This is a genomic window from Bosea sp. RAC05, assembly GCF_001713455.1.
GTDB lineage: Bacteria > Pseudomonadota > Alphaproteobacteria > Rhizobiales > Beijerinckiaceae > Allobosea.
Genome location: NZ_CP016464.1, coordinates 1,146,754 through 1,169,323, shown reverse-complemented (window position 1 = coordinate 1,169,323; position 22,570 = coordinate 1,146,754). Strand labels below are relative to the sequence as shown.

The 22,570-nt window shown below is 66.3% G+C and carries 23 protein-coding genes; 10 read left to right on the top strand and 13 right to left on the bottom strand.

Going from position 1 to position 22,570, the window contains the following annotated elements; genetic code table 11:
• Nucleotides 1-149 precede the first annotated feature (149 nt).
• Nucleotides 150-848: a cyclic nucleotide-binding domain-containing protein gene (locus BSY19_RS08945; protein ID WP_069053859.1), complete on the top strand. Its 699-nt coding sequence runs from the start codon at nucleotides 150-152 to the stop codon at nucleotides 846-848.
• Nucleotides 849-877: 29 nt separating this feature from the next.
• Here BSY19_RS08945 and moaA read toward each other — a convergent pair whose 3' ends face one another.
• The 4 genes from moaA to BSY19_RS08920 form a co-directional block, all read right to left on the bottom strand.
• On the bottom strand, nucleotides 878-1,906 hold the full coding sequence (moaA, locus tag BSY19_RS08940; RefSeq protein WP_171905111.1) for a GTP 3',8-cyclase MoaA: 1,029 nt from the start codon (nucleotides 1,904-1,906) through the stop codon (nucleotides 878-880).
• Between the two features lie 14 nt (nucleotides 1,907-1,920).
• Entirely contained in the window at nucleotides 1,921-3,171 is a 1,251-nt protein-coding gene (locus BSY19_RS08935; RefSeq protein ID WP_069053858.1) for a molybdopterin molybdotransferase MoeA, read from the bottom strand.
• Nucleotides 3,172-3,735: 564 nt separating this feature from the next.
• Nucleotides 3,736-4,425: a transmembrane anchor protein gene (locus BSY19_RS08925; RefSeq protein WP_069053856.1), complete on the bottom strand. Its 690-nt coding sequence runs from the start codon at nucleotides 4,423-4,425 to the stop codon at nucleotides 3,736-3,738.
• Between the two features lie 34 nt (nucleotides 4,426-4,459).
• Nucleotides 4,460-5,194, bottom strand: coding sequence for a HupE/UreJ family protein (locus tag BSY19_RS08920; protein WP_069053855.1), 735 nt, complete (start codon nucleotides 5,192-5,194; stop codon nucleotides 4,460-4,462).
• A gap of 114 nt (nucleotides 5,195-5,308) precedes the next feature.
• Here BSY19_RS08920 and BSY19_RS27485 point away from each other — a divergent pair, with 114 nt between their 5' ends.
• The 8 genes from BSY19_RS27485 (at nucleotide 5,309) to BSY19_RS08880 (ending at nucleotide 11,909) form a co-directional block, all read left to right on the top strand.
• Nucleotides 5,309-5,671 (top strand): hypothetical protein, encoded by a 363-nt coding sequence (locus BSY19_RS27485; protein ID WP_150129546.1) that lies wholly within the window; start codon nucleotides 5,309-5,311, stop codon nucleotides 5,669-5,671.
• Between the two features lie 56 nt (nucleotides 5,672-5,727).
• The gene (locus BSY19_RS08910; RefSeq protein WP_069053853.1) at nucleotides 5,728-6,003 is read left to right on the top strand and encodes a metal-sensing transcriptional repressor; all 276 of its coding nucleotides are present in this window, start codon (nucleotides 5,728-5,730) and stop codon (nucleotides 6,001-6,003) included.
• Between the two features lie 12 nt (nucleotides 6,004-6,015).
• Nucleotides 6,016-7,362: an MFS transporter gene (locus BSY19_RS08905; protein WP_069053852.1), complete on the top strand. Its 1,347-nt coding sequence runs from the start codon at nucleotides 6,016-6,018 to the stop codon at nucleotides 7,360-7,362.
• A 98-nt stretch (nucleotides 7,363-7,460) separates the two neighbouring features.
• Nucleotides 7,461-8,090, top strand: coding sequence for a hypothetical protein (locus tag BSY19_RS08900; RefSeq protein WP_171905110.1), 630 nt, complete (start codon nucleotides 7,461-7,463; stop codon nucleotides 8,088-8,090).
• Nucleotides 8,091-8,224: 134 nt separating this feature from the next.
• Complete coding sequence (locus tag BSY19_RS08895; RefSeq protein ID WP_069053850.1) at nucleotides 8,225-9,040, top strand: chromate resistance protein ChrB domain-containing protein; 816 nt, start codon at nucleotides 8,225-8,227, stop codon at nucleotides 9,038-9,040.
• Nucleotides 9,041-9,053: 13 nt separating this feature from the next.
• Entirely contained in the window at nucleotides 9,054-10,454 is a 1,401-nt protein-coding gene (chrA, locus tag BSY19_RS08890) for a chromate efflux transporter (RefSeq protein ID WP_069053849.1), read from the top strand.
• Nucleotide 10,455: 1 nt separating this feature from the next.
• Nucleotides 10,456-10,836, top strand: a complete 381-nt coding sequence (locus BSY19_RS08885; protein WP_069053848.1) for a hypothetical protein — start codon at nucleotides 10,456-10,458, stop codon at nucleotides 10,834-10,836.
• Nucleotides 10,837-10,853: 17 nt separating this feature from the next.
• Complete coding sequence (locus tag BSY19_RS08880; protein WP_069053847.1) at nucleotides 10,854-11,909, top strand: Cj0069 family protein; 1,056 nt, start codon at nucleotides 10,854-10,856, stop codon at nucleotides 11,907-11,909.
• Nucleotides 11,910-12,509: 600 nt separating this feature from the next.
• Here the strand turns inward: BSY19_RS08880 and BSY19_RS08875 are convergent.
• On the bottom strand, nucleotides 12,510-13,331 hold the full coding sequence (locus tag BSY19_RS08875; RefSeq protein WP_069053846.1) for a sterol desaturase family protein: 822 nt from the start codon (nucleotides 13,329-13,331) through the stop codon (nucleotides 12,510-12,512).
• Between the two features lie 211 nt (nucleotides 13,332-13,542).
• Here BSY19_RS08875 and BSY19_RS08870 point away from each other — a divergent pair, with 211 nt between their 5' ends.
• A complete protein-coding gene (locus tag BSY19_RS08870; RefSeq protein WP_069053845.1) occupies nucleotides 13,543-14,367 on the top strand; it encodes an AraC family transcriptional regulator in 825 nt (274 codons plus the stop codon).
• Between the two features lie 16 nt (nucleotides 14,368-14,383).
• Here the strand turns inward: BSY19_RS08870 and BSY19_RS08865 are convergent, their stop codons facing one another.
• The 8 genes from BSY19_RS08865 to BSY19_RS08830 all read right to left on the bottom strand — a co-directional run bounded on the left by BSY19_RS08865 (nucleotide 14,384) and on the right by BSY19_RS08830 (nucleotide 22,499).
• Nucleotides 14,384-15,142, bottom strand: a complete 759-nt coding sequence (locus BSY19_RS08865; RefSeq protein WP_069053844.1) for an SDR family NAD(P)-dependent oxidoreductase — start codon at nucleotides 15,140-15,142, stop codon at nucleotides 14,384-14,386.
• Between the two features lie 40 nt (nucleotides 15,143-15,182).
• Nucleotides 15,183-15,890: an ABC transporter ATP-binding protein gene (locus tag BSY19_RS08860; RefSeq protein ID WP_069053843.1), complete on the bottom strand. Its 708-nt coding sequence runs from the start codon at nucleotides 15,888-15,890 to the stop codon at nucleotides 15,183-15,185.
• A complete protein-coding gene (locus BSY19_RS08855; protein ID WP_069053842.1) occupies nucleotides 15,890-17,704 on the bottom strand; it encodes a branched-chain amino acid ABC transporter ATP-binding protein/permease in 1,815 nt (604 codons plus the stop codon). Before BSY19_RS08855 ends, BSY19_RS08860 begins: the two co-directional genes overlap by 1 nt.
• Nucleotides 17,704-18,591, bottom strand: a complete 888-nt coding sequence (locus tag BSY19_RS08850) for a branched-chain amino acid ABC transporter permease (RefSeq protein WP_069053841.1) — start codon at nucleotides 18,589-18,591, stop codon at nucleotides 17,704-17,706. The genes BSY19_RS08855 and BSY19_RS08850 overlap by 1 nt, the downstream gene beginning before the upstream one ends.
• A 23-nt stretch (nucleotides 18,592-18,614) precedes the next feature.
• The gene (locus BSY19_RS08845; protein WP_083247496.1) at nucleotides 18,615-19,817 is read right to left on the bottom strand and encodes an amino acid ABC transporter substrate-binding protein; all 1,203 of its coding nucleotides are present in this window, start codon (nucleotides 19,815-19,817) and stop codon (nucleotides 18,615-18,617) included.
• A gap of 65 nt (nucleotides 19,818-19,882) precedes the next feature.
• On the bottom strand, nucleotides 19,883-20,404 hold the full coding sequence (locus BSY19_RS08840; RefSeq protein ID WP_069053839.1) for a TIGR02444 family protein: 522 nt from the start codon (nucleotides 20,402-20,404) through the stop codon (nucleotides 19,883-19,885).
• Nucleotides 20,405-20,412: 8 nt separating this feature from the next.
• Nucleotides 20,413-21,033: a UbiX family flavin prenyltransferase gene (locus BSY19_RS08835; protein WP_069053838.1), complete on the bottom strand. Its 621-nt coding sequence runs from the start codon at nucleotides 21,031-21,033 to the stop codon at nucleotides 20,413-20,415.
• Nucleotides 21,030-22,499, bottom strand: coding sequence for an aldehyde dehydrogenase family protein (locus BSY19_RS08830; protein ID WP_069053837.1), 1,470 nt, complete (start codon nucleotides 22,497-22,499; stop codon nucleotides 21,030-21,032). Before BSY19_RS08830 ends, BSY19_RS08835 begins: the two co-directional genes overlap by 4 nt.
• Between the last annotated feature and the right edge of the window lie 71 nt (nucleotides 22,500-22,570).

Genomic DNA, 22,570 nt, shown 5'->3' with positions numbered 1-22,570 from the left:
TCTATAGTCTTTCAAGATCGTCACATATATTTATCATTCCAGAGCCCGCCGATCCTCAAGAATTGCGACGGGACTTCGCATGATTGCGCTTGACAAAAATCAAGAAAATAATTGCGTTGACGGCTATAGAGTGCGTGCGAGGGGGGATCATGCGTCACGACGAAATCGAGGAAATGCGAACGCTTCCGCTGTTCGTCGGCGTCGCCTCGACGCATGTCGAATCGATGCTCCGCGCTTCGTTTCTGCAGCGGTTTCCCGCCCATGTGGAACTGGCTCGGGAAGGCGATCCAGCCGATTTCCTGCACGTCATCATCGATGGCCAAATCGAGATGTACTCGGCCTACCGCGATCGCGAGACGACGATCTCGGTGATCGGACCCGGCCACAGCTTCATCGTGGCCGCCGTCATACTTGATCGCGTCTATCTGAAATCGGCCCGTGCGCTGCTTCCATCGCGCGTCTTGCTGATCCCGGCTGAGGCGGTGCGACGCTCGTTCGGCGAAGACGCCGCATTCTCCCGCGCGCTCGCACTTGAACTGGCTGGTGCCTATCGCGGCGTCGTCAGAGAGCTGAAGAACCAGAAACTGAGATCGAGCCTGGAGCGCCTCGCGAACTGGGTTCTGACGCATCATGGCGAGAGCGGTGGGACGGGACGCTTCGAGTTGCCATTCGACAAGAAGGTCCTGGCCTCGCGCCTAGGAATGGCGCCCGAGGTTCTGTCCCGCTCAATCGCGGCCCTGGTCCCCTACGGCGTGAAGGTCTCGGGACGGGTCGTTGAGATCGGCGACATGGTTGCCTTGAACGGTCTCGCCCATCCATCCCCCACCATCGACGGCACGGTCAGCTGACGATCGGCCCTGACCGGCCTGGTCGGTCTTCAGCCGCCGGTGACGCTCATATGCCGCCCGACGGCCGGCTTTTCGCGACGCCGGTCGATGACGAAGTCATGGCCCTTGGGCTTGCGCGAGATCGCCTCGTCCATGGCGCGGTGCAGCGCCGCATCGTCGGCCGAGGCCCGGATCGGTGCGCGCAGATCGGCGGCATCCTCCTGGCCGAGGCACATATAGAGTGTGCCGGTGCAGGTCAGGCGGACGCGGTTGCAGCTCTCGCAGAAGTTGTGCGTCATCGGCGTGATGAAGCCGATCAGCCCACCTGTCTCCTTCACCCGGACATAGCGCGCCGGCCCGCCCGTCCGGTAGGGATCCTCGACGAGGTTGTAATTGTCCATCAGCCGCGCCCTGACCACCGAGAGCGGCAGGAACTGGTCGATCCGGCCTGGCTCGATCTCGCCCAGCGGCATCACCTCGATCAGGGTCAAATCCATGCCCAGCCCATGCGACCAGGTCATCAGGCTCTCGATCTCGTCCTCGTTCACGCCCTTCAGCGCGACCGCGTTGATCTTGACCCGCATACCGGCCTTGCGCGCCGCCTCGATGCCGCCCAGCACCTTGTCGAGATCGCCCCAGCGCGTGATCTGGCGGAACTTGTCGGGGTCGAGCGTGTCGAGCGAGACATTGATCCGCCGCACGCCGTAATCGGCCATTTCCTGCGCGTAGCGGTCGAGCAGCGAGCCGTTCGTGGTCAACGTCAGCTCCTCGAGCGCGCCCGAGGCCAGGTGCCGCGAGAGCGAGCGGAACAGGCTCATCACGTCGCGCCGCACCAGCGGCTCGCCGCCGGTCAGGCGCAGCTTGCGCGTGCCGCGCGCGATGAAGGCGGTGGCGAGGCGGTCGATCTCTTCCAGCGTCAGCAGATCGCGCTTGGGCAGGAAGGTCATGTCCTCCGACATGCAGTAGACGCAGCGGAAGTCGCAGCGATCCGTCACCGAAATCCGCAGATAGGAGATGTCGCGGCCGAACGGGTCGGTCAGCACCGGCCGCGACAGGGGCGCGATTGGGTCAAACCGCATGGCTTGGGGAATCCTCAGCCCTGAAAAGCACCAGAGAACGGGTGAAACCGGATCAGATCGCCGGGACGAAGGTCTCCGCATTCGGCGGCGATCTCGGCGAGCCCGTCCGCGAGGGCGAGTGGGCGAAGCTGTGCTGCACCGCCCTTGCCGATGATCTCCGCCCTGACCTCCTGTCCCTTGTTGGACACGAGCCGCGCAGGGACAAACTCCGTACGACCCGGGCGCCGCGCAAACCCCGCCGCGATGGGCAACGGATAGCCAATGTGCGGACGATGAGGCCGTCCCTGCAGAGCGCCCACCATGGCGTGTCCCAGGATGAGCCAGGACACGAGGCTTGCAACCGGATTCCCGGGGAGCCCCAGATACGCAGCCTGGCCGATCCTGCCCACGATCGCCGGTTTGGCTGGTTTGAGGGCGATCTTCAGCACCCGGCCGCTTCCTCCGGCATGTCTCAAGGCAACAAGGCTATGGTCTTCTTCGCCGACCGAAGCCCCTCCCGTGCTGATCACAAGATCAGAACGCTCCGAGAGCATCCTCAGCCGTTCTGCGATCTCCGAACGCGAATCCGCTGCCCGGCCGCCGTCGATCGCGTCGTGCCCCGCTTGGCCGATCAGCGACAGCAGCATGGGGCGGTTCGAGTCATAGACCGCTGCGCCCCTCAGCATGGCGCCCACATCCTGCAACTCATCACCGGTGGAAAAAACGGCTATGCGCAGCCTGGACCTGACGGCGACGATTTCCGCGCCCTGAGCGGCGAGCATGGCGACATGGCGAGGATCAAGCCTGATGCCGGGCTTCAGGAGCGGTTCGAGCGGCTCGATATCCTCGCCCTGATGCCGGACGTTGTCGCCGGCAGTCATTCGGCGCGTCAGGACGATCGATGTATCGTCTCGTTCGACATGCTCCTGCATCACGACGGCGTCCGCGCCCTCCGGCATCGGAGCGCCCGTGAAAATCCGGGCAGCTTCCCCGGCCGATAATCGCTGGCCGCAGCTCCCAGCGGGCACACGATCCACGATCTTGAGTCGCGTGCCTTCAGACATGCCTGAAGCCGCGACCAAGGCATAGCCGTCCATCGCCGATTGAGTGAAGGGAGGCGAAGCCATGCGCGCCACGAAGGTCTCGGCGAGAATCCGTCCAGCGGACTCGACCAGCCTTACGGTTTCGCCCGGCAAAAGCGGCGGGGCGCACGCGATCGCCGCGGCGCAGGCCTCAGCGATGGACATGGGCTGGTTGTGGGATACCTGGTCGACGACGGCGTCCATGAGGTCTCCCTTCGCACGAGCGGCTTCATCGATGCACCGCTCATAGGCACGTTGGTCCGGGGCAGTTCCCGGATCGTCACGAGTGCCCCGGCAGTCGCTTGACATCGATACCGCTGATTGGTCCCGCTGCGGCCGACGCATTGGACCTGAGGCTAAAATTCCCGAGTTCGCTGCGAGCGTCGTTGATGGAAGTCAAACTCCAGAGATATGCTTGACGAGTACGGCCACGTCGAGGTTGTGCTCAGGCATGGCGACATGTTGGCATCCATCATCAGCGCTTTCCATGAGGACGAGGCCGGCGAGCCTCCGATCCACACAGGCGCGGACGGCAGCTTCCTGGTCGCGAGCTTGATGCAGGTCGATGACTTCTGCCGTGAGCTCGGGATATCCGGTGGTGCTCTCCGAGATGAAACGACTTCCTGCTGTGGGGAAAATCTTTCGTAAAGGCCCAGTGGCGCTACGAGGTGGTCGATCGCGACGGCCGCCGCATCGACAAGGTGCTCGTCAGCAGGATCGCCTGGCGGGAATTCGCCGACAGGCTTGGTACCTGCCGGCGGTCCGATGTCACATCATCCGCTTGATCTCGCCGTAAGTCCCCATCGTTTTCAGCGTGATCGTTACGTCCTGCTTGCCGCGGTTGCGCCAGAACCAGCCATGCGAGCCGTCGAACTCGGCTGTGAGGACACCCTGCTCGCCGGCCGAGCCGCGCCCGGTCTTGTAGCTCTTCTCCTTGCCGCCCGCGCCGGGAGTTCCGTGCATGTCGTAGTTCACGACGCCGTCTTTGGCGGTCCACGCGAAGTCGACTTTCGCGCCGGCCTTCATGGTCAGCTTGTATTCGACGCCCTCGGTGGGTTTCAGCGTGAACACGGTCTCGTCGCTGCGCGAAGGCGCGGTCTGGGCGAGCTGGACCCGCTCGCCAGCCTCAGCCGACGAGACGAACAGGCCGGCGAGCACCGTGCCGAGCACCGAGGAGCGCTTGTCCGCCGCAGGCGCCGCCGGCGCGGGCTGGGCCGGTGGCGTCTGGCTGTCCTTGATCCGGTCGGCTTCCGCTTCGGCGGCGAGCTGAATCTTGATCTCGCCCATCTCGGTCAGCTTCAGCATGCGGCCGATGCCGGTGGGGTCGATCGCATATTCGGCCGGCAGGACGATGGTCACGAGGATCGCGACGGCGGAGACGGCGGCGATGGCGGTGGAGCGCAGGAGCTGGGCCGTGGTCGGCAGCTCGGCGCGGGTCGGGAGGTCGGTGTTGTACATGAGGTGAGGTCCTTGAGATGAGGTCGTTGGGATTTCAGGAAACGAAGTAGCCGGTGAGCTGGTAGCCGACGAGGACGAAGCCCGCGGTGAGCATCCAGACATTGGCGGTGTAGGCGTGGCGCCAGAAGCCGGCCGTGCGGCGCCAGAAGCCCATGGCGATCAGGATCATGCCGAGCGCGGTCAGCTGGCCGAGCTCGACGCCGACATTGAAGGCCAGCAGGTTGGGGATCAGCCCGTCCGGCGAGATCTCGTATTCCAGGATCTTGGTCGAGAGACCGAAGCCGTGGAACAGGCCGAAGATCAGCGTCGCTGCCTTCGTGTTCGGCTGGTAGCCGAGCCAGCGCTGGAAGGCGCCCATGTTGTCGAGCGCTTTGTAGGCGACCGACAGGCCGATGATGGCATCGATGAGGTAGCTGTTGATCCCGACGTTGAAATAGACGCCGAGCAGCATCGTCGTCGAATGGCCGAGCGCGAACAGGCTGACATAGATCGCAATGTGCTTGGCCCGGTAGAGGAAGAAGATCACCCCGAACAGGAACAGGATGTGGTCGTAGCCCGTCACCATGTGCTTGGCGCCGAGATAGACGAAGGGGAGCAGGTGCACCCCCGTGATCTCCTTGATGTAGCCCTTGTCGCCTTCGGCGACGGCGTGGGCGAATGCGCTCTCGATGCCCGGCAGCAGGAGCAGGAGGGCGAGCGCGAGAGGAAGGAGCCGGCGCAAGGCTGCGTGATGCAGCAGGCGCCGCCCTCCGGTTAGAGGTCGTTGCATGAAGGATCCGATGGTTCGTCGTTGAAGTCTGCCGCGTGTGCGGCGCCGAGTTCAGGCGAAGACGGATCGAGGCGGACGTTCCAGGCCCGTGGGCTGGCCGGAGGCCGAGCGCTGATGCTCGTGCCGGATCGCCGTGCGTGCAAAGCGCGGCGTGCCGAGCTGGGTCAGCGCGACAACGTTGGCCGTCTCGTGAACATGATCGGCGGTGTTATGCCCATGGACATGGCCAGGGTGCTGTTCGTCAGCCTCGCCATCCTCATGGGCATGTCCATGCGCTGCGATCTCGGCGGCGAGTTCCGCGTGCCGGACAGCTTCGGCCTGCGCGATGGCGTGGGCGTTGTGGCCGGCCGAGACGTGCACGGCCGACAGCGTCATGCCCAGCGCCATCGCGAGCGCGATGACGAGGCAGGAGAGCGCTTTGATGCGGCGATGCAGCATGATGAACAGATAGGAACTGAGATCTTAACGGAAGTTTGACGGGGCCGGTCAGGTCGGACGCTTCCCTTATCCCCCCTCGGGGGTTATGGGAAGCCATGAGCGATCACGTCCATGCCAGCCATCCCGCCATCGCCAAGCGCCTTAAGCGCGCCGGCGGGCATCTCGCCAAGGTCGTGGCGATGATCGAGGGCGGCAGCCCCTGCCTCGACATCGCCACCCAGTTGCAGGCGGTCGAGAGCGCAATTGTCCAGGCCAAGCGCACCCTGATCCAGGACCATCTCGATCACTGCCTTGACCATGTCGTCGCCGACGTCCCGCCCGAGCGCCGCCGGCCCATCGATGAGTTCAAGGCGATCGCCAAGTTCCTCTAGAAGGATCAGTCCATGCTCGCCGTCCTCGCCAACCGAACCTATGGACGGCTCTTTCTTGCGCAGATCATCGCGCTGCTCGGCACCGGCCTGCTGACGGTCGCGCTGGGATTGCTTGCCTTCAATCTCGCCGGCGACCGGGCCGGCACGGTTCTCGGCACGGCGCTGGCGGTCAAGATGATCGCTTACGTCACCATTGCGCCTGTCGTCGGCGCCTTCGCGGCGCAGTTGCCGCGCAGGGGATTCCTCATCGCGATGGATCTGGTCAGGGCCGCAATCGCGCTGCTTTTGCCCTTCGTCAGCGAGATCTGGCAGATCTACGTCCTGATCTTCCTGCTGCAATCCGCCTCGGCCGCCTTCACCCCGACCTTCCAGGCGACAATCCCCGACGTGCTGCCGGACGAGGCGGACTACACGAAGGCCCTCTCGCTCTCGCGGCTGGCCTATGATCTGGAGAGCCTGGCCAGTCCGATGCTGGCCGCCGCGCTGCTGATGCTGATCAGCTATCACTGGCTGTTCTCCGGCACAGTCGCAGGCTTCCTCGTCTCCGCCGCTCTCGTGCTCTCGGTGACGCTTCCGGTCTCGCCTGCCGTCGCGCGGACGGGCGGAATCTATGATCGGACCACGCGGGGGATGCGGATCTACCTCGCGACGCCCCGGCTGCGCGGCCTGCTCGCGCTCAACATGGCGGCAGCAGCCGGCGGCGCGATGGTGATCGTCAATACGGTCGTCTTCGTGAAAGGCCGGCTAAGGCTCGGCGACGGCGAGGTCGCGCTCGCACTGGCCTGCTTCGGTGGCGGCTCGATGATCGCCGCGCTCGCCTTACCGCGGCTGCTGGAGCGGCTGCCCGACCGGCGCGTCATGTTCGCGGCCGCGATCTCTCTCGGTGGCGTGCTCGCGGTCGCGGCCGCGCTCCTGTCCGGGAGCGCGGAAAGCCCTGTCTCGACCTTGTGGCCGGGCCTGCTGGCGACCTGGCTGCTGCTCGGCCTGGGCTATTCTGCCGTTCAGACGCCATCGGGGCGGCTGCTGCGTCGCTCGGCCCATGCCGAGGATCGACCGGCCGTGTTCGCCGCGCAGTTCGCTCTGTCGCATGCCTGCTGGCTGATCACCTACCCTCTGGCCGGATGGCTGGGCGCGGCCTTGCCCATGTCGCTCACCTTCGCCGCCTTCGCGCTGCTGACGCTTGCCTCCGTCCTCGTCGCGGTGCGCGTCTGGCCGTCCGACGAGTTGGGCGACGTCGTCCACGGTCATGACGATCTGCCGGCAGATCATCCCCACCTCGCAGGCGTCGACGGGAACCGTCATGCCCATGCCTTCGTCATCGACGACCTGCATCGGGAGTGGCCCGAACGGGTCGGCTGAACACGAGTGCGGCCCTGATGATGGATTGGGCGATCGGCTTCCAACGCGGCCTTCACACGCAAGCCCTGGCGGCATTGAAGGCCCTCCCGGACGCTGGCTTGGCGGGCATGCCGGCGCTGGTCGTCGCGGCATTCAGTTTTGGGATGCTGCATGCGCTGCTGCCCGGTCATGGCAAGTCGCTGCTCGCCGCCCACTACGCCGGTGATGGCCACTGTCGTGGCGCGATGCTTTCCAGCGCCATCCTGATCCTGACCCATGTCGGATCGGCCATCGTCATCGTCCTGACGGGCGCCGCCGTCATCCAACGCACCTTGGTCGGCGCCGGGCGGGCGCCCATCCTGGAGCGCTCCAGCCAGATCCTGATCGTGCTGGTCGGCCTGTGGCTGCTCTGGCGGGCCTTTCGACCGCATCGGCACGACTATGGCCGATCGGGTCCCGCGCTCGCCTTCGTCGGCGGCCTTGTCCCCTGTCCGCTCACCACCTTCATCATGGCCTATGCGGTGGCAAACGGTCTCGTCCTCGCCGGAGTGCTCCTGTCGGCGACCTTCGCCTCCGGCATGATCGTGACGGTCGTCGCGTTTCCGCTGGCGGCGATCCTACTCCGCGGCCGCCTCGTTGCCATCCTCGATCGAAGCTATGCCCTGCAGCGCCGCATCGGGTTCGGCTTGGAGGTCGCAGCCGCCATGGCGGTGACGGCGCTCGGCCTCTGGCCGTTGATCGCGAGGTAAGCCTCCACAACGATCCTGTTGCAAGCCACCGCGCCTTGTGGTTCAAGCTCGACCCAAGGGGTTCTTCGCGACGACCCCGTGAGGCGTCAGCCCAATGTTCGCGTCCACTTTCCTCTCTTCAGGGATGGACGCCCATGTCTTCCAACATCCAGATCACCGCTGCCCAATTGTCCCGGCTCGTCGGCCTACCGGACGCGCCGACCATCGTCGACGTCCGCATCCCCGACGACGTCGCGCTCGATACGCGCATCCTGCCCGCCGCCGATCATCGCTCGCACAAGAACGTCGCGGACTGGGCGCGCGACTACGCCGGTAAACGCGTCGTCGTGGTCTGCCAGCGCGGCCAGAAGCTGAGCGAAGGCGTCGCCGCCTGGCTCAGGCATGAAGGCGTCGAGGCCGAGAACCTCGCAGGAGGCTTCGAGGCGTGGCGCGATGCCGGCGGCCTGCTGGCCTCGACGGCCAAGCTGCCGCCCCGCGACGGACAGGGTCGCACCCTGTGGGTCACACGCTCGCGTCCGAAGGTCGACCGCATCGCCTGCCCCTGGCTAATCCGCCGCTTCATCGACCCCAAGGCGGTCTTCCTGTTCGTCACCGCGGCCGAGGTGACCGATGTCGCCAGCCGCTTCGGCGCCACGCCCTTCGACATCGACGGCGTCTTCTGGAGCCACCGCGGCGAGCGCTGCACCTTCGACGTCATGATCGAGGAGTTCGGCCTGGCCTCGCCTGCGCTTGACCGGCTAGCCACGATCGTGCGCGCCGCCGACACCGCGCGCCCGGATCTGGCCCCCGAGGCTCCCGGGTTCCTGGCGGCCTCGCTCGGCCTCTCGCGCATGTACCGGGACGACCTCGAACAGCTCGATGCCGGCATGCTGCTCTACGATGCCTTCTACCGCTGGTGCCGGGACGCGACGGAGGAGACGCACAACTGGCCGTCCGGGCCGAAGGCCTGAGCGAGGGAGTGCCATGACCCTCGCAACCCCTACCGACGCCGCCATCGCCGCCCCCACCACACCCAGCTTCGCCCAGGCCGTCAGGGTTTGGGCGAGGATCGGCTGCCTCTCATTCGGCGGCCCCGCCGGCCAGATTGCCATGATGCACAAGGAGCTGGTTGAGGACCGCCGCTGGATCGGCGAGCAGCGGTTCCTGCATGCCCTGAACTACTGCATGCTGCTTCCGGGCCCCGAGGCCCAGCAGCTTGCGATCTATATCGGCTGGCTGATGCATCGCACGATCGGCGGCCTCGTCGCCGGCTTGCTCTTCATCGTCCCCGGCGCGCTGGTTATGCTGGGCCTCAGCCTCCTGTACGTCCTCTATCGCCACGTGCCGCTGGTCGACGCCGTCTTCTTCGGCGTCAAGGCGGCCGTTCTTGCGGTGGTCGTCGAGGCGGGTCTCCGCATAAGCCGCCGCGCCTTGAAGAACCGGGCGATGGTCGTCATCGCAATCGCGGCCTTCATCAGCATCTACCTGTTCAAGATCCCGTTCCCGATCATCATCCTGGCGGCAGGCCTCGTCGGCTGGCTCGGGCAGCGCTACGCGCCGGCGACCTTCGCTGGCGGCGGCCATGGTGGGAAGGTCGGCGCGCCCGAGTTCAAGGGCGTCGTCGACCTGATGTTCGAGCGGGGAGAGCTCGGCCACGCCACCCCGTCGGGTGCCAAGGCCATCAAGACCTGCGCGATCTGGCTGCCGATTTGGCTCGGGCCCGTGCTGGCGCTCTGGCTCCTGACGGGCGGCGCGAGCGTCTGGACGCAGATCGGCGGCTTCTTCAGCACGATGGCGGTCGTCACCTTCGGTGGCGCCTATGCGGTTCTGGCCTATGTCGCGCAGGCCGCGGTCGAGACTTTCGGGTGGCTTCAGGCGGGCGAGATGGTGGACGGGCTCGGCCTGGCCGAGACCACGCCGGGACCGCTGATCCTCGTCCTCCAGTTCGTCGGCTTCCTCGCCGCCTACCGCGCGCCAGGCGGTCTCGATCCGCTGCTGGTGGGGGGCCTCGGCGCGCTCCTGACGCTCTGGGTCACGTTTGCACCGTGCTTCTTCTGGATTTTCCTTGGTGCGCCCTATGTCGAGGCTCTGCGCGGCAACAAGGCACTCTCGGCCGCGCTGACGGCGATCACGGCGGCGGTCGTCGGCGTGGTCATGAACCTAGCGCTCTGGTTCGCTCTTCACGTCGTCTTCCGGCAAGTTCGCTCGGTCGAGTTCCTCGGCTTGGCTCCCGACCTACCGGTCCTGTCCTCGCTCGACTGGCGCGCCGCCGTGCTATCGGCTGCCGCCATGATCGCGATGCTGCGTTTCAAGGTCGGCATGATCCCGACGCTCGCGGCCTCGGCCCTTGCCGGCGTCCTGATCATCCACGTGATCGGAGCGTGACATGCGCGAGCGGAAACTGGCAGCGGCCTTCCTTGCGCTCTGCGCCATGGGCATGGCGTTACCCGTCAGCGCCGAGAAGGGTTCGGCAACAGATGGGTTCAAGCGCATCCGCGGCGGCGCGATCCAGCGGTTGATCTCCGGCAGGGAGTTCAGCGACGGCGTCCATTGGCGCTACAGCTTCCAACCGGGTGGCGCGCTCACGGAATATGCCATGAGCCGCCGGCAGGACCTTCGCTGGCAGACGAAGGACGACGCCCTGTGCTGGCGATCGGCGCGGGGCGAGGAATGCTTCGAGGTCTGGACTTCGAGCACGACGCTCCGTCTTCAACCCGTCGCGCTGGGCAGCCCCTTCGAGGGAAGCCTGTCGCGGTTGGTGCCTTAGCCCAGAAAGGCTGCGACATGTCCCTACAGTCATCGGGAAGGGTCGCCATCCTCTGGCGCGGCGACCGCGAGGCGCGCGAACGGGCGACCCCGCAGAACTCGCGCTTCCACCGGATCTTCGAGGAACTCGCGGCGCTCGGCATCGCCGCCGAACCGGCTGTGTACGACGAGGAGACGCACGACGAGGTTCGCGCGCAACTCCTCCACGTTGACGGCGTGCTCGTCTGGGTCAACCCGCTCCAAGACGGGCGCGACCGCCTCTGGCTGAACGAACTACTTCGCGAGGTCGCGACCGGGTCCCGCTGGGTCAGCGCACATCCGGACGTCATCGCCAAGCTGGGCGTCAAGGAAGTCCTCTTCCACACGCGCGGGATGGGATGGTCCGTAGGCGCGGAGCTCTACGCGTCATATGACGATTTCCGGCTGCGGTTTCCGGAGCGGCTTGAGCATGGTCGGACGCGCGTCCTCAAGCGCAGCCGCGGCAACGACGGCCAGGGCGTCTGGAAGGTCGAAAGGGTGGCCTCGGCAGCGGGCGCCGACGAGGTGTGCGTCCGCGAGGCCCACGCCCCGAGCGAGCCCAGGACGATGCCGCTCGACCGGTTCCTCGAATCCTGCCGAGGCTATTTCGACGGCGGCGAAGCCATCGTCGACCAACCCTTCCAGCCCCGGCTCCGGGACGGCATGATCCGGTGCTACGTCAGCGAGGACCGGGTCGTCGGCTTCGGGCACCAGCATCCGCAAGGGCTGATGGACCCCGCCGACATGCATCCGGACGCGGCGCTCGGCAAGGTCATGTTCCCCGCCGACGAACCGCGGTTCGAACCCCTCAGGGAGCGGATGGAGGCGGCCTGGATACCCGAGCTGATGGAGCTGCTCGATATCGCCAGGAGCGACATGCCCGTGATTTGGGACGCCGATTTCCTCTACGGCCCGGTCGACGAAGGCGGCGCTGACACGTACGTGCTGTGCGAGATCAACGTCAGCTCGGTTTTCGCCATCCCAGATCAAGCTGCAAGCGCGATCGGAGCGTGCGCGCTCAGGCGGATGGGCGATGTCCCTATCATTGCAGCTTGATGTCAGTGTCGCGATGACCGGAAAGTGGAAGGTCCTTGTGGGCGGGCCGAAAGATGCTAGCATCCTTGCCAGAGCACCTCACTCTTCAATCCCAGTCAACGCTGAGGCGCTCGGCGGGATTTCCCTTGTTTTTCAAGGAATCCAGGACTGGCCGGTAGGTTCGAGTCCTGTCCTGGGCACCACTCTTTTTCCTCAGCAGGTCAAAGAGTTACGGTTTTGTAAGGGCTTATCGGTATCCGCTTTCACACAGCGGTTTCGCCCTTGCGATGCCCCGTCCCTTCGCTACCAGGCTGGGATACTACCACCTCAACATTCGGGTTCCCAACGAGCTCCGGGAGGTCGCGCGCGGCCGTGCCATGACGCTGCCGGTCGCGAACGAATCGGTCACCGTGACCGTGTCCGACAAGGTCTACGTCTCCCTGCGAACCAAGAGCGCGCGCGAGGTCACGGACAGTTTCCGGCCCGCCCTGTAACAGCTTGCCGGCCGCGTCCTCGCAGGGCGAGGGGTCGACCCTGATCCGCGACCATCCGGGGCTCTCGACTGGGCGAAGCGCCCCTGCGGACAGCATTTCCGTAGCTGCCCGCAGAGGCGGCCTTCGCTTACGATACGCCCGTTTTCGCCTGTGCCTCGTCGTCGATTCCGGCGATCCTGATGCCCGGATCGACCGGCTGCAGATCCTTCTTCATGTGCTTGTGCGTGGCGCCGTTGAACAGCGTGCCGAGGAAGCCCCGATCGAGATCGCTGGTGCCGAAGAGCCAGTCGCAGATCGGGAAGGTCAGGTTGAAGTTCCGCGTCTGCATGAATCCGAGGACATGATGGACGTAGTGCATCCGACGGACCGTGTTGACCAGGGGGATGTATTTCAGGAACGGATAGCGCTCGTCGTCGAGATGCGAGAGCGTGTGCAGGCCTTCATAGAGCAGGTAGTAGCCAGCCATCGTGATGACCACGAGGTAGCCGGCGTTCGGTGAGATCAGCCAGCCGGCGAGCAAGGCTGGCGGGACCGACAGCGCGACGAAGCCGATCGGCGCAAACGGCGGAAAGAGGAGCGCCCGCCATTCCTTGTGGCCCTCATAGCCGAGGTCGTGATGGGTGAAGAACTGGTGGTGGACGGTGCAGTGGCGCTTGTAGACCGCCTCCAGCCCGGGCACTGGCCGGTGCAGGACGTAGCGATGCGCGGCCCACTCGACCCAGTTGCCGAAAAGAGCGATCGCCGGCACCAGCATCCAGTCCCAGAAGCCGGGGTTGTCGAGTTGCGTCGCGCAGTACCAGATCGTGCCCAGCGTCACGATCAGCATGAAGCCGAGATGCATCGCGCCATGGTACCAGGGCGGCGTCTCCTCGACGAACTTGACCTTGAACCTGGCCTGCCGCTCCTGCTCGCGCCGGTCGCGTTTCGGATCCTGGACGATGGCTTCCATGGCGTGTCCTCCGTTGTTTTGTGTGGATGAGGACATCGACCATGGCGGCTGCCGGAACACCCTCTCAGCGCGGACCGCGATTTATCATCGGGAACTATTTTTGGCGGCGCGGGAGCCCTGAACGCCCTTGTCTGGCGTGGTCCGACACTTGCCGGCGGGGCCTGTCGAACCTACGCTGGCGCATGGATCGCGAATTCTTTTCGGACAGGCCATGACCAAGGGACTTGGCATCGTCACAGGACGTTTCGGCCGTGTCGCCCTGCTCGACATGGACACCTCGCTGACGACCCATGCCCACGCCCATTGCCATGTCGTCCTCAAGGTCGCCGGCCCCGACCAGCATTTCACCGTCAATGGCGCCGTGCTGCCGCTGAAGGCCGACACCGCCGTCCTGGTGAACGCCTGGCAGGAGCACCATTACGCCCATGGAGACGACCGGGAGCGCAGCGTCTTTCTCGCGCTGTATCTCGAGACCGACTGGCTGGCGCGGGCCGACCGGCTGTTCTCGAGCTGCGGCCGGCCGGCCTTCTTCGCGAGGCCCGGAATCGCAATCTCGGCCGAGTCGGAGCGCTGGCGAGACAGGCTGATCGAGATGATCGAGACAGGTCACGACGATGCCGGCGCCGTCGAGGACGCGATCCTGCAACTCACCTGGACGATCGGCCAGAGCGCCGCCAACCCGGCCTCGCCGCCAGCCCGTGCGCCCGATTACCGCGTGCGACGTGCGTTGCGATCGATGCGCGAGCACACCGCCGAGCCATACGACTACGATGCGCTGGCCGGCCTCGCCGGGCTCTCGCGCTCGCGCTTCAACACGCTGTTCCGGGACTGCACCGGCGTCACGCCGGCGGTCTATGGCAACGCCATCCGCATCGAGGCCTCGGTCTGCGCGCTGGGGGACGGCGCCATCGGAATCGGCCAGGTCTCCGACGATCTCGGCTTCAGCGCCGCCAGCAATTTCTGCCGCTTCTTCCAGCAGCATACCGGGTTGACGCCGAGCGATTACCGCCGGGCGATGGCGCCCCTGGCGGGTTGAGCCTCGTCCTCGCGGTTCAGTGCATCACCGAGCCGCCATCGACCACGATGGTCTGGCCGGTGAGGAAGTCGCTGTCGGGGGCGCTGAGATAGATCAGCGTGCCGATCAGGTCGTCGGGCTGCGCTTCGCGTTTGATCGCGCGGCTGGCGACATTGTTGGCGACGACATCGGCCGCCCAAGCCGGGTTGACCCTGACGTTGTCGCTCATCACCAGACCCGGCGCGATGCAGTTGACGCGGATGCCGTCGCCGCCGAGCTCGCGGGCCAGCGCGCGGGTGAAGCCGACGATCGCCGCCTTCGAGGTCACGTAATGCAGCATCATCGGCGAGCCCTTGAAGACGGTTCCCGAGGCGATGTTGACGATCTTGCCATGGCCCTGGCTACGCATCTGCGGAACGACCGCCCTGGCGCATTCGAACGTGCCGCGGACATTGACGGCCATGACCGCATCCCATTCCGACGAGGCGATCTGGTCGAAGGGCTTCAGCGTCAGGTTGCCGAACATCCCGGCATTGTTGACCAGAATATCGGCCGAGCCGAAGCGCAGCACCGTCTCCGCCACCATGGTCGCGACGGATTGCGGCGAGGTCACGTCGGCCGCGACGGCGAGCGCCTGCCCGCCGGCCGCGACGATGGCGTCGCGCGTCGTCTCGGGCAGGCGGATGTCGGAGACGCAGACGGCCGCCCCCTCCTTGGCCAGCGCCATCGCATAGGCTGCTCCGATGCCTTGCGCCGCGCCGGTGACCAGCGCCACCTTGCCTGTCAGACGTGCCATGAACGATCTCTCCGGAAATAATAGTGAGCCGGCGAACGGCCTATTCCAGCCCGAGGAACTTCGTGCCGAATTCGGGGTCGCCGAGCAGGCTCTCGCGCGTGCCGTCGAGCGCGCTGCGGCCGTTCTCGATGACATAGGCGCGATCGACGAAATCGAGCGCGCGATGGATGTTCTGCTCGACCAGAAGGATGGTGACGCCGGTGTCGGCCACCCGCCTCAGCGCGTCCATGACATCGTAGATGACGAGCGGCGCGACCCCGAGAAAGGGCTCGTCCAGCAACAGCAGCCTCGGCTTCGACATCAGCGCCCGGCCGATCGCGACCATCTGCTGCTGACCGCCGGAGAGCTCGCCGGCATTCTGGCGCGCCTTGTCGCGCAGGATCGGAAACAGGGCGAAGACGGAGTCCAGTGTCTGGCACAGGCTCGCCCGAGACGCCCGCAGATAGGCCCCCATTTCGAGGTTTTCCTGAACGCTCATCTCGGCGAAGAGCCGCCGGCCCTCCGGCACGAGCGCGATGCCGCGCGCGACGTTATCGGCCGGCGGCCGGGCGGCGATCGAAGCGCCATCGAAGACGATGTCGCCTGATTGCGGCGGATAGAGCCCCATGATCGCGCCCAGCGTCGTGCTCTTGCCGGCTCCGTTGGCGCCGAGCAGGCCGATTTTTTCGCCGGCGCGGACGGTCAGGCTGACATCCCATAAGGCGCGCAGCTTGCCATGGTCGACGACGAGATTGGCGAGGCTCAGCATCAGTGCCCTTCCTTCGTCGCGGCCTGGCCGAGATAGGCGGCGAGCACGCGCTCGTCCTTCACGGCTTCCGCCAGAGGCGCGTCGGCGATGACCTGGCCCTGTTCGAGCACGATCAGCCGGTCCACGACCTGAGCCAGCGCCGAGAAGATGTGCTCGACCCAGATCACCGTGATGCCGTAGACGTCGCGAATCTCGCGGATATGGCCGACGAACCGCCTGATCTCGGAAGGCGTCAGGCCCGATGCGACCTCGTCGACGAGCAGCAGCCTGGGGTGCAGCGCCAGCGCGCGCGCCAGCTCCAGGCTCTTCTTTTCCTGCAGGCTCAGTCCGTCGGCGCGCTCGCCGAGGCGGTCGCCGAGGCCGACGAAGGCGGCGTAGGCGGCGGCCTCCGCAAGCGCGTCCGGCAGGGCCGGTCCGTTCCGGCGGAAGGTCGCGGCGATCGCGATGTTTTCCGCCACCGTCAGGTCGCCGAAGGGACGCGGGTTCTGGAAGGAGCGTCCGACGCCCACCGCCGCGACCTCGTCGCGCCTCAGGCCGGCCAGGTTCCGGCCGTCGACGATCAGCTCGCCGGTCGGCTCATAGACCTTCGAGATGCAGTTGAAGAGGGTCGTCTTGCCGGAGCCGTTGGCGCCGACGAGCCCGACGACCTCGCCCTGCCGGATGACGATATCGACCGCGTTGACGGCGATGTTGCCGCCGAAGGCCTTGGTCAGCTTGCGGCAGACCAGCAGCTCGCGGTCAGGATCGGGCACGCGGATCGGCATCGGCAGGCGCTCATGGCCTCCCGCCACGGCCGCCCCGGTCGGCGCGAGATGCTGCTCGCGCGACAGGAAGCGCAAGGCGGGGATGGCTTTAGCGAGCCGCGAGCGCAGCAGGCCGCCGGGCATGAAGCGGCCGATCAGCAGGATGATCAAGCCATAGACGGTGGCGTGCAGGATGCTCATGTTGACGAGCAGGAACTGCTGCACGGTGAACAGCAGGGCGACGCCGATCATCGGCCCCCAGAGCAGGCCCGAGCCGCCAAACAGCGCCATGGCGACGGGCACCAGCGCGACGCTGAGGCCAAACACAGTCGGTGGGTCGATATAGCTCAGCTGCCAGGCATGGACGGCCCCGCCTAGCGCGGCGAAGGCGCCCGACAGCACCATCACGCCAAGCTTGGCCGGAAAGATGCGGATGCCGACCACCTCGGCCGCCTGTTCGTCGTTGCGGATGCTCTTCAGCGCATAGCCGAAGCGCGAGCGCGACAGCGCGATGGTCAGCGCGAAGGTCGCGATCGCAAAGCCGAGCGCGGTGTAGAAGGCCGGCAAGAGCACATAGTTCGGCGGCAGCACGATGCCGTCCGCGCCGCCGGTTAGTTTCGAGAGGTTGAAGGCGAGCAGTTCGGCCAAGGGCAGGATGGCGAGCGTCGCGAAGGCGAAATAGTCGCCCTTGAGCCGGAATAGCGGGAACGACAGGATCGCCGCCGCCAGCGCCACCACCGCCATCGCGACGACGAAGCAGAGCGGCACGGGAACCCCGGCGTTCAGGCTGATCGCGAAGGCATAGGCCCCGACGCCATACCAGGCGAAATGGCCGAGATTGACGTAGCCGGCGAGCCCGCCGATCCAGTCCCAGCTCTGCGCCAGGATGAACGAGACCAGCAGCGTGAAGACGAGGCTGGTCGCATAGGGCACGCCGAGCTGCGGAACGAGCAGCAGGAGCCCGATCAGGACCGCGCCGCCCAGAAAGGGCAGGAGGGACCGCGCCGGCGTCGCGGCGCGCGCATCCTCGGTCAGCGCCGTGGTGGCGAGAGAGACGTCATGACGCGTCATCACGCCCTCCGTACCGAACCGAAGCCTTGCGGGAAGGCGACGAGGATGACGAGCAGCAGCGTGATCGATAGCGCCGGCGCCCATTCAGGCGCCCAGAAGAAGGCGGTGAAGGCTTCCGCCATGCCGAGGAACAGCCCGGCCGCGAGCGCCCCGACGAGATTGCCGACGCCGCCCAGCACGATGATCGTGAAGGCCTTCACCGTCAGGTTGAAGCCGGCATAGGGATCGACCGGGAAGACCATCGCGTAGAGCACGCCGGCGATGGCCGCCAATGCGGCGCCCAGCCCGAAGGTGATGCCGTGGATGGCGCGCGGGCGCACGCCGCAGATCGTCGCGCCGACATGATCCTGCGTTACCGCGCGCACGGCGCGGCCATACCAGGACCGGCTCAGCACCAGTTGCAGCACGATCGTCAGCACCGTGATGCCGGCCAGCATCCAGGCCTGCGAGACCGGGATAAGAACGTTGCCGATCTCGATCACGTCCGAGCGCAGGGGAATATTGCGCGGGCGCGGGCCGGCCAACGTCGCCGCGACGTCGCCGATGATGATCAGCGCTCCGACCGTGGTCAGCACCGTGCCGACCGAGGCCTCGAAATGGTTGCGGCGCTTCAGAGGCGCGAGCAACACGTCGTGGAAGCCCCAGCCGAACAGGAAGAACCCGGCCGCCAGTCCAATGATGATGGCGACCAGAGCGATCGGATTGGAGCCGAGCGCGGTGTAGAGGATGCTGGCCAGCACGCCGGCGATCGCCAGCAGCGTGCCATGCGAGAAATTCAGGATGCGTGCGACGCCGTAGATCAGCGAAAGGCCGAAGGCGAAGAGTGCATAAAGCCCTCCGATGAGGATGCCGCCAATGGCGATCTGGGCGAGAATGTCGATCGGCATCGCCGCGCTCCGTCAGCCGCTGCCTACTGCCAGCTCGGCGAGGGCCAGGCGATCTTGCCGGCCTCCGGCGGCCACACGACTGCGACCTTGCCGCCCTGGATCTGGATCGTGAAGGCGCCGTTGGTGGTGGCGAAGCCCTTCTCGTCAAAGACGATCGGCCCGGGCGGCGCCTCGAACGTGCCCTTGGTCAGCGCCGCGCGAACCTTTTCCCGATCGACCGCGCCTGCCTTCTCGATCGCCTGAACCATCGTCAGATAGGCGCTGATCCGGCCCATGGTGAAGATCGACTCGAACATGTCGACCTTGGAACGCTGTAGCACCCGCGTGACCAGTTCGCTGTGCTTGCCGCCGACCGCCGGATACCAGGCCAGTTCGCCGGTCATGCCCTCGATGTCCTTGCCGGTCTGGCGGGCGAGCGCGCCGGTCAGCATGGTGTGGTGGACATCCATCGCCTTGATGCGCTGCTGGCGCATCTGCTGCACCAGCGGGCCGGAAACGTTGTCGAAGGACGAGATATAGACGATGTCGGGCCGGGCGGCCCTGATCTTCAGGATGATCGCGGAGAAGTCCTTGGCGTCGGCCGGGAAGGTCTCCTTGCCGATCACCTTGATGCCTTGCGCTTCGGCCTTGGGCGCCCAGAACTCGGTGATGCCCTTCATCACCGGGTTGTCATGGGTGACGAAGAAGATCGTCTTGGGCTGCGGCTGGACCTTGGTCAGCATCTCGAAATAGCGCTGCGACCACAAAGGCACCACGGGATAGGGCGTACCCCACATGTATTTCAGGCCGCGCGAATAGGCCGAGGGCGTCGCCACATTCGCCATCACGATCGGAATCTGGTGGCGTTCGGCGACGGTCGGCACGGGCAGGCCGAGCGAGGTCCAGTCGGGACCGACGAAGAAATCGACATTGTCGACCGAGGCCATCTTCTCGAACAGCGAGACGGCGGTCGAGGGGTTGGACTGGTCGTCGTAGATGACGATCCTGACCGGCAGCTTCTTGCCGCAGGACGAGACGTCGATCCCGCCCATCTTGTTGATCTCGTCGAAGAAGGCCTCGGTCATCGCCTTCCAGTTGTCGGTCAGCGTCGAGAACGGACCGGTCTCCGAGATGGTGGTGCCGAGCAGGATCGGCTCGTCGCAGGAGCCGATCTTGGCCTGGGCCACGGCGCCGCTAGCGACGAGGCCGACGAGCGCGGCCGTGGTAAGCAAAACTGTCCTGATCATGTCCGTCCCCTCCAGAATATCGCGGCTTTCCGCGTTATTGCGCCGAGTAAACGAGGCTCAGGGTATCAAGGCAAATAATGAGTGTTGATGCCGCTATCGTATTCAATGATTGCTTCGCGGCATGCATCCATGATCTGCTGGAGAGCCGCGCCCGCCGCGGCGTCCGGCGCGGCAGGCAGGCACAGAGGCAGGTTGGTTGCGACGAGATCGGCGGCAGGCGCGCCTGTCTGCGGCCAGCGCGAGGCAGCCCAGCCGACCAGCAGGCCGAGCTCGATGCGCTCGGCGGCGAGTTCGTCGGCCTTGATGCGCTCGCGCAGGGCCGCTGCCTCCGGCCGCCCCATCAGCGGCGATGACTTCATCGTCACGCGGATCGCGCGCAGCGGCCGAACCACTGCCTCGCGCCAGGGGCCGACGAGCGCGGTTGCCTCATGCGCCGCGTCCTGCGACAGCGCGATGCCACATCGCGCCAGCCAGCCGCCGAACAGCAGCACGACGATGTCGGCCTGCACCCGCTCCTGCAGGAGCAGGCAGGATTGCTGGACACCCGGCCGCGCATAGACGGCGCCGATGAGGCGCCAGCAGGCCACCTCGGCGTTCACGTCACGGGGGCGGCCGCGGCCGCGCCGTGGCGTGGCCGCGGCCCGACGCTCTCGCCCCAGCGCTTGACCGTACCGGTCTCTATGCCGAAGAGGTCGAGCATGCGGCCGACCGTATGGTCGACCAGATCGTCGATGCTTCGTGGTCTTGCGTAGAAGGCCGGCACGGGCGGGGCAATGATCGCGCCCATCTCGGAGAGTTGCGTCATCGCGCGCAGATGGCCGGTGTGGAGCGGCGTTTCACGCACCATCAGCACGAGCCGGCGGCGCTCCTTCAACACGACATCGGCAGCCCGGCTGAGCAGGCCGGAGGTCACGCCGGTCGCGATTTCCGACATCGAGCGGATCGAGCATGGCGCGACGAGCATGCCGAGCGTTTTGAACGAGCCCGACGAGACCGCCGCTCCGATATCCGCCTGCGAGTGGGTCACGTCAGCCAGCGCCCGCACCTCGGCGACCTTGAGGTCGGTCTCGTGCGCGAGCGTGATTTCTGCCGAGCGCGACATCACCAGATGCGTCTCGATCCCGGCCTCGCGCAGCAACTGGAGCGCGCGGATGCCGTAGACGACCCCAGACGCGCCGGAAATGCCGACGATCAACCGTGGCCGGCCGCCGGTCATGCGCGCGCCGAGGCCGGCACGACGCCGGCATTGAGATAGATGTGCTTCAGCTCGGTGAAATCGGCGAGGCCGTCGAAGCCGTGCAGGCGACCAAGCCCACTCTGGCGATAGCCGCCGGTCTCGGCCTCCGCGAACAGCCTGTTGTGGTCGTTGATCCAGACCGTGCCGTTCCGCAGCGCCCGCGCGATACGCATGGCCCGGCCGACATCATGCGTCCAGACGCTGGCCGAAAGTCCGAAGACGGTGTCGTTGGTCCTCGCGACGGCCTCCGCCTCGCTCTCGAACCGCTCGAGCACGACGAATGGACCGAAAATCTCCTCCTGCGTGAAGAACGCCCTAGTGTCGGCATGGGCAACGATCGAAGGAGTCAGGAAGGCGCCGCCGGACAGCGCGCCATTGGGCGCCGACCCGCGCAGGACGACCTCGTCGGCGAGATCAAAGGCCTCCTCGATGCGCGCGTGGATGCGGTTACGCGTGGCATGGTCGATCAGCGGCCCGAGATGGGTTGTCGGATCGAGGCCGGGCCCGACCCTGAGCGCCGACAGCGCACCCGCCAGCGCCACCTTCATCTCGTCGTAGCGCGAGGCCTGGACGAGGATCCGCCGCGCCGCCGTGCATTGCTGGCCCGAAATGATGGTCGCGGCAGCCGCGAGCTGCGGCGCAATGCGCGCAACATCGACGTCCTCGAAGACGACGCAGCAGGATTTGCCGCCGAGTTCGAGCGAGAGCTTTTTCATGGTCGGCGCCGCGGCCGCCATGATCGCCCTGCCGGTCTGCGTCGAGCCGGTGAAGCTCAGCACCTCTACATCGGCCGAAAGCGTCAGTTCCTGCGCTGCGGCGTGGCCCGTTTCGCCGACCATGTTGCAGGCCCCGGCCGGCAGCCCACATTGCGCCAGTTCCTGCAGGAACGCGGCGGTGAACAGCGTCGTCTGCGGTGCCGGCTTGACGATAGCGGTGCAGCCGGCCGCGAGCGCCGGCGCAAGCGCGCGCACCAGCAGGACCGCAGGCGCGTTCCAGGGCACGATGATGGCGGCAACGCCGGCGGGCTCACGAAGCATCGTCGAGAACACGCCGGGCTCGACCTCCAGCACATGTCCCGGGATATGGCGCGCGAGCCCCGCGTAATATCGGATCTCGGAGATCGCGCCGCCGATCTCCGCGCGCGACTGAGAGATCGCCTTGCCGTTCTCGAGCGTCATCAGCATGGCGAGATCCTCGCGCCTTGCTTCGAGCCGGGTAGACCAGGCGAGCAGGACTTCCTGGCGCAGGCGTGGATTCTGCGACCAGGCCGGTTCGCTGAAGGCGTGTCTGGCCGCCGCGATCGCTTCCCGCGCCTCATTGCGCCCGCCATCGGCGAAGCGTCCGACCGTCGCGCCCGTCGCGGGGTCGATGCTGTCGGCCAGCGCGCCGTCATGGGATGGGGTCCAGCGCCCGGCGATCCAGTGCGTTTCGGTCTCTACCTGCATGTGTCTCTGATCCGACATGTTGCGCGTCGGGCCGGCGTGGCCCTTTCGCGTCAGAATATCGGGCTTCTGAC